The sequence below is a fragment of the Jannaschia aquimarina genome (genome assembly GCF_000877395.1).
Taxonomy (GTDB): domain Bacteria; phylum Pseudomonadota; class Alphaproteobacteria; order Rhodobacterales; family Rhodobacteraceae; genus Jannaschia; species Jannaschia aquimarina.
In genome coordinates, this window is sequence record NZ_JYFE01000048.1 from 26110 (window position 1) to 43452 (window position 17343).

Sequence of the window (17343 nt, forward strand, 5' to 3'; positions counted from 1 at the left end):
GTCAGTTCAGGTCGATCCGCGGGGCTTTCATCGAAATAGACTTGTGCCCCTTGAGTTCGATGTCGTCCGCTTCGATCGTGATTTTACCTGAAGCTGCGTCGAGCACGATATGGGTTTTCCCGCTTCCGGCCTGCCACCGCTCTCCAGCGACCTGAGTGAGCGTGCGAAGGGTTTCGTCCATTCGATGCTGTCCGGAAAATGAATGGTAAGAACCGCCGGTGAAGTCCTGTCGTGTACCGCCAACGATCGTAGCCTTGTTTACACCAACCGTCTCCGTCGATGTGACCGCCGTCGTCTCTGCCTTGTTACCGCCGATATGGACGGTCAGATTTCCTTTTCCGAGGCCTGCGGCACCAAGAGCGCCCATCAAGTTGGCGGATTTGAGTATTTTTCCAGCCTTATCCATTAGGGCATTACCGAAGTGGGAGTGGACCTTGCTTACGAACCCGGCAAGCCGGTTTGCCCCAATGACCATATGGACATTACCGCCGACAACTTCCTCGTGGTTATTGCCGACCTCGATCGCCTTATTATGACCTACACTTTCGAACTGGTTCACATCAATCCGCTTGGCGCGATTGTTCTCGACATGTATGGTTTGATCTTTCTGGGCATGAAGATAAACCTCTTCGCGTCCGCGATCGTCTTCAAATGTTAATTCGTTAAAACCGCGACCCTTATGGGTATCGGACCGGAAGACGGATTTCGTTTTATTCGCTGGCAAGGCGTAAGGGGCATAATTTACGCCATTGAATACGCATCCTGTGACGATAGGCTTATCGGGGTCGCCGCGGAGGTGTTCGACGATGACCTCCATGCCGATGCGGGGGATGACCATGCCGCCCCAGCCCTTGGACGCCCAGTTCTGGCTGACGCGCATCCGCATGGTGTGGGCGCCGGTATCGTCCCAGTGGAAGCGCGCGAGGATGCGGCCGTGCTCGTCGCAGTCAATCTCACCTTCGCCGACGACGACGGCCGTCTCGGGACCCTGCACCTTCGGCCCGGGCGTGCGCCGCTCGGGGACGAGCGGCGCGTCGTCGGGCATCAGCACGTAGCTGCCTTCGTAAGGCACCTCATCCGCCTGTGCGTCGCCCGTCCCATAGGCTTGACTGCGGAAGCGGTGCTCGGCGCGCAAACATAGGAAGGTACGGCCGGTGGCGTTCTCGACCCGATCGCCTGCGAGCGTCACCCGCCCGCCCGCGCCCAAGCTCGCCACGAAGCCAGTCGCCCGATGGCGCGGCGCTTGGCCCCGCTCTCCTTGCGCCCGGCGTGCGACCACGCCCCGGCCCCCGCCCTGGTCGAGGTAGTCGCCGGGCCAGTCGTAGCTCTCCACCTGGCCGTGGGGGTGGCTCGCATCGCCCATGCGGTCCACCTCCTGCATCGCGCGCGGCGTCTTGAAGTTGTACTCGGTCAGCCGCACCGCGCCCGTGGTGATCCGCTCCGCGCTCGACCACGTGCGGAAATGCTCCTCCTCGGCGAGATGATGACCCTCAACGCCATAGTAGGGGCGATCGCCCCCGGGCACGAGGGCGTGGCTCTCCGGCAGGTCCGTCAGCCGCATGGCGTGCGTGCCGTCCCCGTGGACCCACGACCACGTGATGCCGAACCGCTCTAGCTGGCGGCGTACGAAGTCCGCGTCGCTCTCGCCGTACTGGACGGTGTACTCGAGGACGGGATAGTCCTCGGTCAGCGCCACCTCCAGATGCGGCTCGCCAAGGTCGGCATAGGCCGACAGCACCTCCTCGACGATCTGCACGACGGTCTTGTTGTGGAAGATGCGCATGTTCCGCCGCAGGCCCGCCACGTGCAGCCAAGGCCGCAGCACGAGGTCGTAACGGAACCCGTTCTCCGAGACGCCCGCGTGCCTCGCCTCGCAGACCACGCCGTCGAAATGCCGCGTCCCGCCGGCGAGGTCGACCTCCACCGTGGCGGGGGTGCCTAGCAGAGCGTGCAGGTCCACGTCGCCCCGCGTCGACAGCGCCTCCACCCGCCATTCGAAGTCGCCGCTGAGTTCCTCCGTCCCGTCCATGCGGAGCAGTACCAACGCGTCCTTGCCGAGCGTGGTCGTCAGACGCCCCTGGCGCGCGTCCTGGCTGAAAAGCGCGTTCATCTAGTCGACCGCCTCCAAAGACCGGGGCTGCAACATCAAATCCGAATGCGTTCACCATCGACAAAGAGAACGGCGAGGGCAAGGCAAAGGCAGCCGAGCGGCCGAACCGCGCCGCCCGTCACTCCATGCCACCTCTCCATCTGCGGCGCCTTCATTCCGGCGGCGCCTCGCAGAACCTCTGCGTCGGCCGCATCAGGCACCGCATCCGGGCCTGGACGTCGAGGCCGGACAGGTCGCCTCCGAGGCTGTGCTCGACCTCTGTCGGGATGAGATCGCCAGCCTCATCCACCTCGAAGGACGCGGTCGTCCCGCTCTCAGGCCTTGCTAGGGAGGTCACAGTCAGTTCGTAGCCCGTCGTGAAGAACCCCGTCGCCTCGAAGGCGACGTCGTTCGCGTCCCCGAAGTCGCAGAGAAACTCAGCGAGGCTGGTGTCCTGCATGTCCAGCGCCGTCGGTCCCGTCCCGACGCGGAGCATCAGGTCGAGCTGCTCCGGGTCGTCCCACGCCTCCAGGCGGGCGTTGCAGCGGAGTTCGCTCCGCCGTTCCTCATAACCGCGGATGGCGGTGGCACAGGCCTGGTTGATCGAGAATGATAGCGTCGAATCGCTGATCCCCTCCGGTACGGTCAGCCCGCACTTGTCGATGGCGAGGGCGGAGGTCTTCCAATCGTCAGCCAGCAAGTCCTCGTCGGACATGTCGATCTGACCGGCGAGCCAATCCTGAAGCGCCGGTTCCACCTCCGCGCGCAGGGCTTGCATCCGGAGGCGGTACTCTCCTCGGATGTCCGCGGCCCGCATGTCGGTCCGGTCGATCTCGATGTCTTGCGCCGCGAAGCCGTTAGTAGCGAGGTAGTTCTCCACGGTCGGCTCGAACGCTATCGCTTCGGCGAGGATGGCCTCCAGTTCGGCCCGCGCGCCCTCCGCAGTACGAGCGGCCTCGGCCTGCGCCTCCTCCCTCGCCGCAGCCTCCTGGATGCGCGGCCAGTCCCGCACCAGCCGGTCCGCTTGCACCGGGCCGAGCCGGGAACAGTCGGACAGGCGCACCAGCATCTCCTCCGCCACGGCACGGTCCCACGCGCGATAGGGCAGCCCGGCGAGGACGTTCCACCGATCCGTCCCGAGCGGCATCGTCGCAGCGGCGGTGCAGAACCCGTCGCCGGAGAGGTCGAGCAGGACCGGAACGGAAAGCTCCGCGTCGAGAATGCGCGCGCCCGCGCGGGTCAGCACGTCGTCCACGGCGGCCGTGTAGTCCCAGTCCTCGAAGATCGTCCGGGCGGGCGCGACGTCCCACGGAAAGGCCTCCCGAGTGAGAGTCGCGAGCGCTTCGGCATCCGCTTGCATATCGAGCGGTGCAATCTCGACCCTCTCCATGACCCCTTCGATGTACCGATCCCAGAAACCAACCTGCGCCTCATGCGTTTCTCGAGGGTCGGTTTGCTGGTCGAGGGTCGGCAGCAGACCGGATGGCGGCAGGAGAGCCGCCGCCTCGGAGAGGCCTCGGGCATCTTGCGCTGTAGGCCGCTGGACGGATGCCAACTCTCGCACGGTCTCGTACACTGCCATCGGCTCCGCCTGCGGGCGCAGAGTGAATCTGCCGCATTCGGGCTTCTCGTTGCCGCGCCGGTCGAGCCACTCCGCCTCGACGGCAGAAGGCCCCAACTCGTGAATCACGACGTCCCAATCGCGGTTGCCGAGGCCATCATGCGATCCGAGTCCGAGATCGCCAGTATAGGTATGTGCATAGAATTGCCGCCCATTTCGGCGATCCTCTCGCACAATGCGAAAGCCTCCTTCGCCGTCGGGAGACACCGTGAGGTGGGCCAGGACCGGCCCCTCTTCGCACGTATAGAGGCCCGCCCAATACTCCTGTGCGGTCGCCCCACCACCGGTGGCGAAGAGCAGGAGGCAGGCGGTGGTAGCAAGGGCGGAGAAGCGTCGGGGCCTGGCAGGTCCTCAGGTCGGTCGATCATGGGGGCACCGCATCAGGCGGTACATATCCCTAAATGGGATTATCCGACTTGGGGATTAGCGCAACCGGGTATTCACCCTGGAGACCACCGTGCCGAAGACCCTGCGCTCTCCAGAACACATCGCCCTCATGGGGGTGCTGCGCGAGGCGCGGCTGACGGCTGGGATGACGCAGGCGGAGCTCGCAGGGCTGCTGGGGCGGCCGCAGTCCTACGTCGCGAAGATCGAGACGGGAGAGCGGCGAGTGGAGGTGGTGGAGTTCATCCTGATGGCGAGGGCGGTGGGGAGGAAGCCGGGGGAGATACTCAGGGAGGTGGAGGCCCGGAACGCGTCCAAGAATGAAACGTAGGCGAGCAAGCATCTGGGAACTCCCAAGATGCTCGAAGACAGTTCGTAGGAAAGTGAAACAAGCACAAAGGCTGCGCCCATACCTTCCTTACCTGAACGGCATCTCAGGCTTTGATTTGATCTTGTCGAAGGACGCGCGGAGCTTCCCAAGCCTTCTCAATATCCCCTGCACCCTGTCTGAGCTTCGATGATCAACCTGCGCGACCTCATCAACCAAAGTGGAAGCGCCTTTGCGGCACCAACCGAACGACATCGTCCCTATGGATTGACGTCGCTGCCCGACGCTCTCCGCCCCGTGGCGTAAACACCTGCACGTCCGGATGGAGCATCATGGCAGCGTGGATGTCATCGCTATGGGCTGGGGTCTGCTTGTAGACATCTCGCCAGAGCGCCCCAACGCCGATCTGCTCGCGGTCGTAACCTCTGATCAAGCGTGCAAGATCATCTGGAAGCTGATCCCTCGCTTCTTCGCGCGCCGACTGGTCGAAGAGATAGAGGCCGTTCTCGCCGTGGCTTGGGTCGAACTGGAGCATGCGCAGTCCGGCACGCGCGTAATGGGCCTGCTGCGAGCAGTTGTCGTGGAGCACGTCGTTGTAGACCTGCCGCGCCCTGTCAACGCTGGCCATGTGAATCAGCCAGTACCGCCAGCCCTTCGGGTTGTGGATCGAGAATGGGCTGACGAACGGGGCGCAGCCTTCCAAGGTCTCGAAGACCAAACGCTCCATCGTGCCCAGGAACTGCGTCCGGGCAATCGTCTTAGGGCCGATGATCTGCGTCGCTGGATCGAGATCGAGGAACCGCAACGCTTTCGCGACACGCTCGGGATCGTTGATGCTCAGGAACGAGATCAGCGTCTGGATGCCGACCGTGTAAAGAATCTCGACCGACCGGGTCATCTGGATGAGGCGGGCAAGCGTCGTCCTGTGGACCGCGTTATAAGCGCATTGATCCAGGTTCAGCAGGACGTTCGAAAACTTACCCTCCTTCACAATCCGCTCGATATCCGGCGCCAAGGTCTCGAAGGGCACGGTTCGGTAGACGACCTCAAGCGTCACGCCCGCGTCGTCCGGCAGGTCCCTCTGCGCATCGGCCATCCTCTGTCGCAGGAGCCCGACCGCTTTGGTATCGATGTCGTTGAGCAGGAGCGTGCATCTGACCGCCAAGGCCGGATGGTCGCCCTCGACCCGCCGCGCGTTGATCTCCGCTACCGTCCCGTAGAGCGTCCGCAACAGGATCACGGGCGAGCCCGGCGCCCCGTCCGAGTAGACCCCGCCGCCGGCAAAGCCATCGACCAGAAGCAGCTTCAGACCCCGGGACAACGGGCTCTTGCATCGCTCCAGCAAGTATCGCCGGACGTACTCCCTTAGGATCTTGTGCTTGCGCTCCGAATGCTCGGCGAGCTCGGCTCCACCCTCGGCCGCCCACTCATACTGCTTGGTCGACATGCACCCCTCCATCTGCGGACTCGCGCAGCGTGAAGGGCATCTCGTCCCAAGTGGTTCCCCGGTAGGTCCGCCCGTTCGACTTCTTTGAGCGCCGGACGTTGTCCTTCCCCCACGCACCCCATTGCTTGAAGAAGAACGCCGTTCCTCGTGTGAGGCAAGCTGCGTGGATCTCGTCGATCCACGGCTCGCGGATCGGACGGGCCTGCGGGCCGCTCTCCCCACCGACGATCGCCCAATGGATGCCTTCGAGATCGATGTCGCCCACGGGCCCGATCAACGGCTCGAAGGAGATGAACCGGATCTTGGCCAGGATCGCGCGGAGGTCATCGATCCGGTCCACAACTTTCGCATCTTCGACGCTCGTGCCCAGCCAAACGTTCGAGAGAGGGTCCGCATTGAGCGCGGCGACGAAGGCTGCCATCCTGTCCGGGCGCTTCGTGAGGATCTGGTAGCTATGTCGCGGCGTCCTGGCCATAACATCCCAGACCTTCTCGACGAAGCCGGAGGACACGTCCGGGTGGAACAGGTCGCTCATCGAGTTGACGAAGACCTTGCGCGGCTTGCGCCATCGCAGCGGGATATCCAGCGCGGACGCATCTTCCCGAACGATGCCCTTCCAGACCGTGCGCCTGCCGGAGCGCCGTGTAAGATCGATATACTTCTCGACCCCCATCGCTTCGAGGCGACGGGCCATCGATGTGGCATAGCAGTTCGTGCATCCCGCCGACATGGCTGAGCAGCCGACGACCGGGTTCCATGTCGCGTCTGTCCATTCGATGGTTGTCTCGCTCATAGCCTATTATCCTAGCCCCCCGCACACTATACGGGAGAGAACATATCAGAAACAACACTTACTACTACCGCCCCCATTCGAGCCTCGACAGGGCCCGGGGTCGCATCAGTTCACACGGAGCTTCTGCTTGTCGCGCGGCTTCGAAGGCAGCAGGCGACTCGTCAAGACTAGTTCGGCGTCTACACGGTCGCGTAGGCCGTCATACCGAACCACGCCGGTCCGACGTTAGGCAATCAGAAAAATGGCCGCCCTGTTCTTTGACAAGGAGCCTCGCCGGTCCTATGTTAGAGGACGTGGGCTTTAGAGGTCATACTTGCAGGATCAGATGGCCGCTGTACTTGTTCACAATATAAGCACCGCCCTGCCGGCTGAAGTTCTGCACCTTGTCGATCTGTGCAAGCAAGACATGGGCGCTGCTGAGGTTTGGTTGTTTGGAAGTCGTGCTCGAGGAGACTTCCGGGACGATAGCGACTACGATGTCTTGGCAGTAGTACCCGACGAAGCTCCTCAAGAAGTTGATTCCCCCGTAGCTGCGTTCCGATTGCGCAGAAAGTCTAGAGCTCATGCGGACCTCCTGACGGCACGTATGAGTGACTTTCTCGCTGCGCGGTCAACACCGAATACCCTCAGTTTTGCTGTAGCTCACGAAGGTGTTCGCTTGGATGTGTGAGGCCAAGACTATTGGCACTCATGTCAAGCTTGCGTGCGTAAATCTTCTCGCAGTGAATAAGCTAGGCTCATCTGACCGAACCTCTCCAACCTTGATGTTTTACGCCGCCGAGAACCTTTTGATGGCAGCTTTTATTTCAGAAGGTATGGACGTAAGCGCTATTCGAAGGAGGGCTGGTAACCATCAGTTGGATCGGATGCTCGATGAGTTGCCCAAAGAATGCTCTCTTAAGCTAAAATTCGAGCAAATATCAGACCTTGGTGCTTATGCGACGACGCATCGGTATCCTACTCCAACGGGAAACTTGCCAACACCCCCTCCAGAAGAGGATGCGGGCAAATACTTTTCTGTTCTGAGAGAGATATTGGGTATCTGTACGAAACATTTTAAAGTAGACGTTAATCTTCAAGGGCCCGTTGCGGGATCGACAGAACCTCTCCGATAGTTTCTCTAGAGCGTGGCCAACTTTGATATGGGTCAGCGTTCCCGAAGAAAATTCCATGGCGGAGGGCGTCGTTGGGTGAAGTCTGTCTGGGATTTACATGGGGACCAGCATTAGAACTGGGTGGCATGTCGAAAGCCGCGCCCAGCCATTACCGCACCTTGCACTCGTCGATCTACAATTCCGCGACTTGCTCAGCGCGGGTCTCTGACGGTCTGGTTCGATATACGGGCGCCGTAGCTTGCGGTGCCGTTAGGCAAGCGCGGCGCGCAGCACGCGGCATTTACGAGATCTTGGATGAACTCGCGTTCCCCGTCCGGTTGAAGAACCGATCGCAGCATGTCGCCCTCCTCGTCGTAGCCGATCACAACGTATCAGCCGTCGGCATTGGCCATCGCGATCACCGCCTTAGCAAGCGTCGCCCTACCGTGATTCGTCCCTAAATCGATCCACACCTTGTGCTCGAAGGACAGTCCTCGCGGGGGTCGAGAAGGGCGGCTTCGAGTTCATCGCGTCGTGACATCGTGTACTGCCTCGCCCTGACGTTAGCCTTAAGCGGCCAGTAAGGCTTCGATCACCGAACCCATCATGACCGTTGACCCGCCCATAATGCCCAGGGTCCACGTCCTCCTGATGTTTAGATCGCCTCGGCAGAATAGCGACCGGACGAAGTAGGCGACGGTGTTGCCAGCCGTCAGGAGGGCGAACAAGGCGAAGCCCAGCAGGAGGAGGATCTCCTCGCGTGGCGCCCCCGCAAGAACGAGGCCTTCCGTCATCAGACCGGCAATCAGCAGCGGGCAAGCGAGATGCCATGCCAAATGCGCCGAGCGGGTGGAGCCGACCTCGGGAGGCATTGTCACGTACGCGACGACGCAGTGGACCTCCACGAAGATCCATGGCCAGTATGGCGCGCTCGGCGACACGGACAGCGCCACGACTACGATCGGAAGGAGACCGGCTGCGATCATTGGCGGCGTCTTGAGGAGATCTTGGGTCGTCATTGCTGGCTCCGATTTCGTTCTGTCCGCATTGGCGGACCGGTCAGTTCTCGTCTAGCCGTTCAGCGTGTTCCTTCAACTGCTCAGGCCGGTACTCCCGCATCTCGCCAGAATGCGAGACCGGCCCGGCCGCAATCCTTTCGCGGACGGACGGATGCAGCTCAGCGCCCTCGGGCACCATCCGCGGCTCGACTGGCCACCGCCGCTTCAGCGGCCCAAACTCGAACATGTATGTCTCTTCATGCTGCATGCCCTTCGAATCGGGGAAGACGTGCAGCATGTCGTCATTGATGCGTATCTCGGGCAGGCATTCTCGCAGCTCGTCGATCATCCATCGTAGGGCTATGTCGCTGAGGCGGGACTCCGGCTCCGGATAGCTGCCACCAATGTCGCTATGGCACCCCGCAAACCAGACCTGCTTGAGCCATGGAGGGTCGCGATCTGCGGCCTTGTCCGCCTCCGCTTTCATCGCCCACTTCACCCGGGGGAAGTTCTTGCGGTGCTCATCGATCGCCAGCGCATGCCGCGCATGGCCAACATCTGAGTCGAGCCAGCGATCATAGTTCTCGAGGTTCCAGACGGCCCGGTGTCCGTAGCGCCAGATGTCAGGCCAGTCGCGTATCCGGCCGATCTTAAGAGGCCTGTTCTCCTCAGGCGAGTAGTACTTCCACTGCGACCAGCGGAGCTTGCCGTACCAGTACCCGACGAGTCCGAGCACTGCGATGACCGGTGCTATCCACAAGAACGAAACTGAGTACGCAATCTGGGCCACAAGGATGGCAAGAAGGGCGAGCACGCACCCCCATGCCGCGACCGTGACCTTCTTGTTCCCGAGCGCGGCGACGGTGTCGAAGACCCCGATAAAGGTCGGCTGGATGTTCCCCTGGACGTCGCCTTCTCGTTCGACCCCCGGGACGAAGCTTCCATACTTCCGGCGGAACCGTCGACCTAGTTCTTCCCGCCGGTCGAGGTAAGGTTTCTGTCCGCGGGAGAATCCGTTCCCATGGTTGTAGACGAAGTGGACGGCGTCGTTCGCGATCTTCCGCAATCGAGGACCATGGCGAGGCACGGCCGAACCGTCGGGCATCTTTGTCGGGATACCGCAAAGGTTCATCACGTTCGCGACTGCGCGCACCGTGTAGGCGCCCCGGGAGAAGCCGAAGAGGAGGATCCGGTCTCCAGGCTCGTAGTAAGAAACGATCTTCTCGTAGCAGTCGATGACGTTCTCATCGATCCCGGTGCCCAAAGCGGCCGCTAGAACGTTGCGGACACGCTTGAATGTCACGCCACCAACATCACCCGCACCGAGGCCCGGATCATAGTAGCAAACCTGTTCCGCAGGAGGGATCGGTGAGGACGGCCCAGGGCGCATGGCACGGTACATCTTGTACACGTTCGACAGGCGCTGATCGGGCTTAAGGCCGCCAACCTGACCGGTGCCGTCCGAGAAGATGCAGATGTTCTTAGGCATCAACAGGCATCCCAATGTTCCAATTTCGTTCCATCATCTGGCTGGCTTACTAGGGAGTCAATGAGGTCTCGAGATATAAACTACGCTCATAACCCTACTGAGAGGCTCGGAAGTCAGACTACGCAGGTTCTTGCAATCGCACTCTGGCTACCGTTCGATCGACACATCGTAACAATGACAGGCACCTGGAATGGCTTTCAAGAAGACGAGGTCTGCAAGCACGGCACCGAGTGAACCGATCGGCCTGCTTCCCCTTCTCACACGCCGGTCGATACCTGATGCGATGTCTCATCAGAAGGAGATTTTGGCGGATTACGTCTCGGTCGCAGACCGCCCGGACGTGGCCCTTCAACTTCCCACCGGCAGCGGCAAGACGTTAGTCGGGCTATTTATTGCTGAGTGGCGGCGCCGGAAGTTCTCTGAGAGAGTGGTCTATCTATGTCCGACCAAACAACTCGTCCATCAGACCGTTCAGCAGGCGAAGGAGCAGTATGGTATCGATGCCGTTGGCCTAACGGGTCCGAAATCGGAGTTCTCTCCCTCCGACCGAGCTTCATACCGGACCGGCGCGAAAGTCGTCATCACGACTTACTCTGCCCTATTCAACGTGAACCCATTCTTCGATGACCCCGACACGGTAATCCTGGACGACGCCCATGCCGCGGAGAATTACGTCGCGAAGATGTGGTCACTGGAGATCCCGGCAGGAGAAGCAGACGCTCAGCCATTGCACCAGGGCGTCTCGGGGCTGCTCAAGCCACGCATCTCGGCAACTGCCTATAGCCGTCTGACCGGCGACTGGGTCAACGCAGCCGACGCGTCTTGGGCAGACAAGCTGCCGACGGAAGATCTGATCGAGGTCGCCGATCAGCTGATCGCCGTCCTAGATGCTCATGCGGACGGGTATCGTGGAGCCAAATACGTATGGCCTCTCCTTCGAGATCATCTGCAAGCATGCCATCTGTATATGTCATCGAGAGGCATCCTGATCCGTCCGCTGATCCCGCCCACGTGGTCGCATGCGCCTTTTCAGAATGCGAAACACCGTTTATACATGTCGGCTACTCTTGGATCAGGGGGCGACCTTGAACGGTTGACGGGCCGGTCCCGCATAGACCGCGTGAAGGCGCCCCCCGAATTTCGCAAAGCGGGCGTCGGTCGCCGGTTTTTCATGTTTCCAGGCCTCTCCCTAACGGAAGACGAATGCAGGTTGCTGCGCGCCGACATGATCAAGCGCGCAGGCCGCGCGGTGGTGCTGACCCCAAGTGGCAGGCAGGCAGAGCGAGTGAAGGAGGATGTGAAGGCGATCGGTGTCCCGCTTTTCGAAGCTACAGACATTGAGGCTTCGAAGACGGCGTTCGTCGAAGCAAACCAAGCAGTTGCAGTCCTCGCAGGTCGTTTCGACGGCATCGACTTTCCCAACGATGAATGTCGTCTTCTTTGCCTCGATGGTCTTCCAGCCGCGGCCAATGCTCAGGAGCAGTTCTTGGTTGCGGGCATGGGAGCGACGGCGCTTCTGCGAGATCGAATGCAGACCCGCGTCCTCCAGGCCGCGGGCCGTTGCACTCGTTCTCTACAGGATCGCTCAGTAGTCTTCGTCATGGGGGGAGACCTCGAGAATTACCTTGCCGACGACCGTCTATGGGACCGTTTTCACCCCGAACTACAATCCGAGCTGGCGTTCGGCGTGGAGCAGTCCGTGGATCAAAATGCGGCGTCGTTCCTCGAGAACCTCGACGCATTCTTGAAGAACGACGCCGCCTGGGAGGAGGCCAATGAAGTGATCGTCACAAACTCCGCGGACTTCGAGGAGAACGACGAGCCAGCAATGAACGACCTATCCGCGTCCGTGGCGCATGAAATCGCGTACATGAAGGCGATCTGGAGCGGGGACGCGGAACGCGCGTATGAAGCGTCTCGACAGGCCGTGGCAAGCCTCGGCTATTCGACGCTCCAAGGATATCGAGCGCTATGGCATTATCTAAGTGGGTCCGCAGCCAACATGGTGGCTCGGGTGGGTAAAGCGGATTTCGCAGCCTTGGCGGTTTCCCAGTTCGATATGGCGAGACAATCTGCTCCCAATGTACGCTGGCTCGCCAAACCCCGGGCGCAGATAGGATCAACCTCTGAGGAAAGTGTCGACGCGCGAGATTCTAATCTCTCCGTGCAGGTGGAGCAGATGGAAGCGACCCTTCTGGCCCTTGGCACCGCAAGTGACCGAAAGTTCGAGAAACGAGCCGCGGACATCCTAAACAAGCTTGGGGATGGGAAAACGTTCGAAGAAGGCCAACGGCTCCTCGGTGAACTATTGGGCTTCACAGCAGACAATACTGAAGAAGCGGGCGGCCCAGATCCTTGGTGGGTCGCAGGAACCTCTGGGATCGTTTTCGAAGACCATGCCAATGCTCAATCGACAACTGTCTTTCCGATCGAGAAAGCCAGACAGGCAGCAGGGCATCCTAAATGGCTGACTGCAAATCGCCCCAATTTGGCGGAGGTCAATTTTCAAGTAATTCTCGTCACGCCTTGCACGATTGCCGCGGAAGGGGGGCAAGCTCATCTAGTTGACGTTCGCCTTTTTGGCTTGAACGCCTTTCGCGTGTGGGCATCGGATGCAATTGCAACCGTGAGGACGCTCAAAGTCATGATGAAGGGTGAGCCAGATTTGGCTTGGCGCGCGGAGGCAGCATCTGCGCTGCGGTCAAACAATCTCGACATAGGTGGTATCTCTGGTAGTCTGACCGCCGCATTTGTGGCCTTCTCGTTTAAATAGACGATTGCAGGTAATGCGACGATGGCGAAGCTAATAACCGAACGCCGCTCTTGTCCGGCCCCTTCAGATTTCAAATGTATCTTCTGGGCTTCTTTCTGAAGGGTCAGACAGCCAACCTGCCATAAATCTAGGTCACATCCGCGCCGTTGATGAAAATAACGTGCAGCATGCAGATTCACGTCCATCCAGCCTATGTGAAAAGATCGAGCTTCAAGTTTCTAGAGGGTTCTATGTCTAAGCAGGGACAGCACGGCGAAAACCTTTTCGCGACCAGATGCACTGCTCCCGGCGTGCAGGCACAGGCCGTGGTCAACCCGTCCCTGAATGACGAACACGGCTGGGATCACGTGGTCGAGATCGAGCTACCACAGGAGGTCACCCGCCCTGCCGACCTTCGGACCCCGATCCTCACCTGCTACGCGCAGATCAAGACTACGCGCGGTACTAGGCCAAAGAGGACCGTGAAACTGTCGAATGCGCTCAAGGCCGTCCGTTCACCGGCCCCGAGCTTCGTGTTCCTCCTCCACTATCGGCCCAGCGGGGAGATCGACTTCTACGGGCGCCATATCTGGACTGACGAGATCGAACGCACGCTCAAGCGTGCGCGCGAGGCCGGTGAATCGGATCTTCACAGGCTGACCCTGGCGCTAACCTTCAACGACGACGACCGTCTCGAAAGCCCACCGCCCGACTGGATGATCCAGCAACTGCCGACGACCGACGGCTTGGCCTATACGGATGCCAAGCGTTCCCTGGTCCAATCGGTCGGCTACGACGGCAATCCATGGGTCGGAACGGTCACGATCGGTCCCATGGAGTCGATGGACGATATCGTGCTTCACGAGATCGGAGTGATCGAAGACCTCCCCTTCTCCACGCTGAGGGTGATGGACTGCCGCTTCGGAATCGAGGTCGAGGACCCATCGATGTCGATGGAAGGAGGACGCATCAGCATGATGCGCGAGGGTCGTCCGCTCACCGTTCGGATGACTTCGCAAGATGGAGAAACGTTCAGTGTTCCCGCCCTTGCTTGGGCGCCCATCAGCGTGGCGCCCGGGTCGCCCGACTTTAAGGTACGCGCGAAGGCGGGACCAATCGACCTCGTGTTTGGCGGCGTGGGCAAGGAACCGTTCTCGCTTCGCGTTGATTGGGCCGGCCGGTATACATTGCTCGAATTGTTCGCTCTCTTCGCAACGCGTCTCTGGTCCTCGCCTGGACCAATGCGGATCGACCTCGAAGCGTACGAAGGCGAGCTCATGAGCGGTTCCCTCACGATCCATGAAGAGCTCGAAAACTGGTTCTCCCAAGCGTGGCAGTGCGCGCGCTTCGTTCTGGACATCCTCGGACGGGAACGATGCGCTGCGACGTCAATGACGATCGCACAATTCGGAGAAGCGATGAAGTCGGTCCATGCGGTGGCGGCCATCCAGACGAGCGGCTCAATCAGGATCGAGGCGGTATTCCCCGACGATCTGCCCGAGTTCGATACCCTGGCCTTCTACAGCTGCGCGCAGATCGGAGAGTGGGCCGTTGGTACGATCCACGAGATGCCGGTTCGGGCGAAGGCCGATGACGGGGATCGTACGACATTCTACTTCTCCCAGCCGAGTGTCATCGACCAGCAGGTCTACAAACGCTCGATCGAGGTGGCGCGAACGGCGGTCTCGGATGCCTTTGCTGCGTATAGGAAAGGCGCCGAACGCGTCGCCCATGTCGGCGATGGCGATCTGCCGTCGTGGATCGCGCACCGGTCAGAGGACAGCGACATAATGATCACCGTTGGGGACTGAGGTCATAGTGTGCGGTGAGGCGTGACCGGCCCCCATCAGGTGGTCCGGTTCTAATGTTAGAGCATGGGGGCCTCCTGCGCCACGGCTGACGGGAGGCGGAGCGCAGCGGAGCCGGACGGCAGCCGTGGCGCTCTCGTCCAGTTGGGGGCGATGGCCTCCGGTGCGGGCGGCCGGTATCCAAGGGCGCTATGTGGGCGGACGGTGTTGTAGTGCACCCGCCAGGCTTCGATCAGGACGCGGGCTTCCGCGAGGCTGTAGAAGATCTCCCGGTCCAGCAGCTCGTCGCGCAGCTTGCCGTTGAAGGATTCGTTGTAGCCATTCTCCCACGGGCTGCCCGGCTCGATGAAGGCGGTCCTCACGCCAAGGCAGCCGAGCCAGTTCCTAACGCCGTTCGCCGTGAACTCGGGCCCGTTGTCCGAGCGGATTTGCTCGGGCGGACCACGCTCGGCGAAGAGGTCCGCGAGCGTTGCCAGGACGTCGTCCGATCGCAGCTGACGGGCGACGGGGAGCGCCAGGCACTCGCGGGTGTACTCGTCGATGACGGTCAGCATCCTGATCGCCCCGCCGCCGTGCGTCTTGTCGGCGACGAAGTCGTAGCTCCAGATGTGGTTCGATCGGTCGGGCCGCAGGCGGATGCACGATCCGTCCGCGAGCCAAAGCCTGCCCCGCTTCGGCTGGCGTTGCGGCACCTTCAGTCCTTCTGCCCGCCAGATGCGTTCGACGCGCTTCAGGTTCACCCGCCAGCCGGCACGACGCAGCAGCGCCGTGATCCGCCTGTAGCCGTAGCGCCCGTACCGGCTCGCCAGTTCCACGATGTCCGCCGTGAGCGCCCCCTCGTCGTCCCGGCCCCGCGGCACCTTGCGCTGCGTCGATCGGTGCTGGCGGACCACCCGGCACGCCCGCCGCTCGGAGACGCCGAGTACACCCTGGACGTGATCGATCGCAGCGCGCCGGCGCGCGGGGCTCAGAACTTTCCCCGCCCCACCTCTTCCAAGATCATCTTGTCCAGCGTCAGGTCCGACACCGCCCGCCGAAGCCGCTGGTTCTCCCGCTCGAGCGCCTTCAGCCGCTTCGCTTGATCCACTTTCATGCCGCCGTACTCTCGGCGCCACCGGTAGTAGGTCTGCTCCGTCACACCGATCGCCTTCGCCGCCTGCGGTGTCGTCTGACCCCGCGCGATCAAGACCTCTGCCCGTCCGGACCACTCAGAAGGGGGCAGGCCAAGCCTGTCGCCCGGATCGATCTCTGCTCCCGAAACGGATCGAAGACGTCCGACAGGACCTGCATCGTCGATGGCGACACGATCTGGCTGCACGGCGTGAGTCTTCGGCTGAAGAATTTCGACACGCCGGAACCCCGATCCGATGTCTGCGGCAGCTTCAAGGAGATCGATCTCGCGCGCGCAGCCACCGATCGCCTCCATGCGCCTTTGAACGACAACCCATGGACCGTGGAGATCTTCGGGATCGACGGAACGGGGGAACGGCGTTTGGCGACGATCCGCATCGGCGGAGAGGATGTCGGCAACATCCTGATCAGGGAAGGCCTGGCGCGCCGGTGGCCGGATGGAGACAAGTTCTGGTGCGAGTGAACCAAGCACTCGGTTGCGCAGATGGGATGACGGTTTCACCGCTGGCTCTCTCATCGGATGCGAATCGCCGACATCGAGATGGCGTCGCGACCTAGACATCGCGAGATCACCGGGTCCGGCTCCTGAGCCGGATTTCTAGCGAAGAACGAAGCCGTGTCGATCGATACCGTTTCCCAATCATCGACTTACGGAAATTCTTTGACCACACGAGGTTTGCGAAAAACGCCGTCCGGTGCATCCGGTTGATATTTATGCGATTTTAGTATATGTTGGTCGGTCTGTGCGGAGGGTTCAGCTCCACCACAGACCTGACCAGAACAGATCCATCGGGAGACCCATTATGGCTGTCCAAGCATATAGCATGCCGGTCGCGGCGCCTGAAGTGCTGCCTACAAGGAATATCGAAGAGTACGTCTACGCCGACGGGCATCGTTTCGACGCATCCATGCTTTTGGAGGAACTCTCCGAGGAACTGATCCAGGACCTCGAAGTGCTGACGCAGTTCGATGATGAGCCTGAGTTCCGCGGCGATCCCGCGATCGCGATCTTCACCGAGGAGGCGGATCGGGCCTGGCGGTCCTCGCTCGCGCTCGTCGATGAGATCTGCGGCCTTCGCAGGGGCCTCGCTCCGGAGGACGAGGTCCTTGTCGCGGCCGCGCGTGACGTCGGTCGGCTTCTCCGCTCCGAGACGCCGTGCGAATTGGACACTGCGTCCATGATGATCTGCGCCAAGGCGGCGGGCCTCGACGGGGTCCCGGACGGCGCGCGTTCCGTCGTGCTGATCAAGCAGTGTGCCGACATCGTTGCCCGGCTCGCGCAATGTTGGTCAGCCGGGGAGGCTGTCGCCCTCGAGATGGCGTAACGCTCCGCCCCTGCCGTCGCGCCCGCTGTCCGCATGGATTGGATGGCGGGCTTTCCTCGATCGCCGCACGCACCCCCTTGCCCA

The 17343-nt window shown here is 61.4% G+C and carries 13 protein-coding genes; 6 read left to right on the forward strand and 7 right to left on the reverse strand.

Going from position 1 to position 17343, the window contains the following annotated elements:
- Nucleotide 1 precedes the first annotated feature (1 nt).
- Together jaqu_RS13230 and jaqu_RS13235 are read right to left on the reverse strand one after the other, a co-directional pair.
- Nucleotides 2-2110: a type VI secretion system Vgr family protein gene (locus tag jaqu_RS13230; RefSeq protein ID WP_043919469.1), complete on the reverse strand. Its 2109-nt coding sequence runs from the start codon at nt 2108-2110 to the stop codon at nt 2-4.
- Nucleotides 2111-2261: 151 nt separating this feature from the next.
- Nucleotides 2262-3884 carry a hypothetical protein gene (locus jaqu_RS13235; RefSeq protein ID WP_141134372.1) on the reverse strand — a complete coding sequence of 541 codons (1623 nt, stop codon included), beginning with the start codon at nt 3882-3884 and terminating at the stop codon, nt 2262-2264.
- 283 nt (nt 3885-4167) lie between these two features.
- Between jaqu_RS13235 and jaqu_RS13240 the strand changes: the two genes are divergently transcribed.
- Nucleotides 4168-4425 (forward strand): helix-turn-helix domain-containing protein, encoded by a 258-nt coding sequence (locus jaqu_RS13240; RefSeq protein ID WP_052500960.1) that lies wholly within the window; start codon nt 4168-4170, stop codon nt 4423-4425.
- A 208-nt stretch (nt 4426-4633) separates the two neighbouring features.
- On the opposite strand, the gene jaqu_RS13245 is transcribed toward jaqu_RS13240, so the two are convergent.
- Both jaqu_RS13245 and jaqu_RS13250 read right to left on the reverse strand, forming a co-directional pair.
- Complete coding sequence (locus jaqu_RS13245) at nt 4634-5869, reverse strand: three-Cys-motif partner protein TcmP (RefSeq protein ID WP_043919472.1); 1236 nt, start codon at nt 5867-5869, stop codon at nt 4634-4636.
- A complete protein-coding gene (locus jaqu_RS13250; RefSeq protein WP_043919473.1) occupies nt 5850-6662 on the reverse strand; it encodes a phage Gp37/Gp68 family protein in 813 nt (270 codons plus the stop codon). Before jaqu_RS13250 ends, jaqu_RS13245 begins: the two co-directional genes overlap by 20 nt.
- A 406-nt stretch (nt 6663-7068) precedes the next feature.
- On the opposite strand from jaqu_RS13250, the gene jaqu_RS22410 reads away from it, so the two are divergent.
- Nucleotides 7069-7332, forward strand: a complete 264-nt coding sequence (locus tag jaqu_RS22410; protein WP_089268418.1) for a nucleotidyltransferase domain-containing protein — start codon at nt 7069-7071, stop codon at nt 7330-7332.
- Between the two features lie 993 nt (nt 7333-8325).
- Here the strand turns inward: jaqu_RS22410 and jaqu_RS13260 are convergent.
- Nucleotides 8326-8775 (reverse strand): hypothetical protein, encoded by a 450-nt coding sequence (locus jaqu_RS13260; protein WP_043919475.1) that lies wholly within the window; start codon nt 8773-8775, stop codon nt 8326-8328.
- A 40-nt stretch (nt 8776-8815) separates the two neighbouring features.
- Nucleotides 8816-10243 carry a DUF2235 domain-containing protein gene (locus jaqu_RS13265; RefSeq protein WP_043919476.1) on the reverse strand — a complete coding sequence of 476 codons (1428 nt, stop codon included), beginning with the start codon at nt 10241-10243 and terminating at the stop codon, nt 8816-8818.
- Between the two features lie 283 nt (nt 10244-10526).
- Here jaqu_RS13265 and jaqu_RS13270 point away from each other — a divergent pair, with 283 nt between their 5' ends.
- Together jaqu_RS13270 and jaqu_RS13275 are read left to right on the forward strand one after the other, a co-directional pair.
- Complete coding sequence (locus jaqu_RS13270) at nt 10527-13016, forward strand: DEAD/DEAH box helicase (protein WP_161793870.1); 2490 nt, start codon at nt 10527-10529, stop codon at nt 13014-13016.
- A gap of 230 nt (nt 13017-13246) precedes the next feature.
- The gene (locus tag jaqu_RS13275) at nt 13247-14806 is read left to right on the forward strand and encodes a hypothetical protein (protein ID WP_141134373.1); all 1560 of its coding nucleotides are present in this window, start codon (nt 13247-13249) and stop codon (nt 14804-14806) included.
- A gap of 56 nt (nt 14807-14862) precedes the next feature.
- On the opposite strand, the gene jaqu_RS13280 is transcribed toward jaqu_RS13275, so the two are convergent.
- Nucleotides 14863-16049, reverse strand: a protein-coding gene (locus tag jaqu_RS13280; protein ID WP_089268419.1) for an IS3 family transposase whose coding sequence is annotated in 2 segments (ribosomal slippage) — nt 14863-15776 and nt 15776-16049 — 1188 coding nt in all. Because the reading frame shifts where the segments join, the coding sequence is not laid out codon by codon here.
- Between the two features lie 75 nt (nt 16050-16124).
- On the opposite strand from jaqu_RS13280, the gene jaqu_RS13290 reads away from it, so the two are divergent.
- Entirely contained in the window at nt 16125-16397 is a 273-nt protein-coding gene (locus jaqu_RS13290) for a thermonuclease family protein (RefSeq protein ID WP_052500961.1), read from the forward strand.
- Nucleotides 16398-16737: 340 nt separating this feature from the next.
- Nucleotides 16738-17259 (forward strand): hypothetical protein, encoded by a 522-nt coding sequence (locus tag jaqu_RS13295; RefSeq protein ID WP_141134374.1) that lies wholly within the window; start codon nt 16738-16740, stop codon nt 17257-17259.
- Nucleotides 17260-17343: the final 84 nt, after the last annotated feature.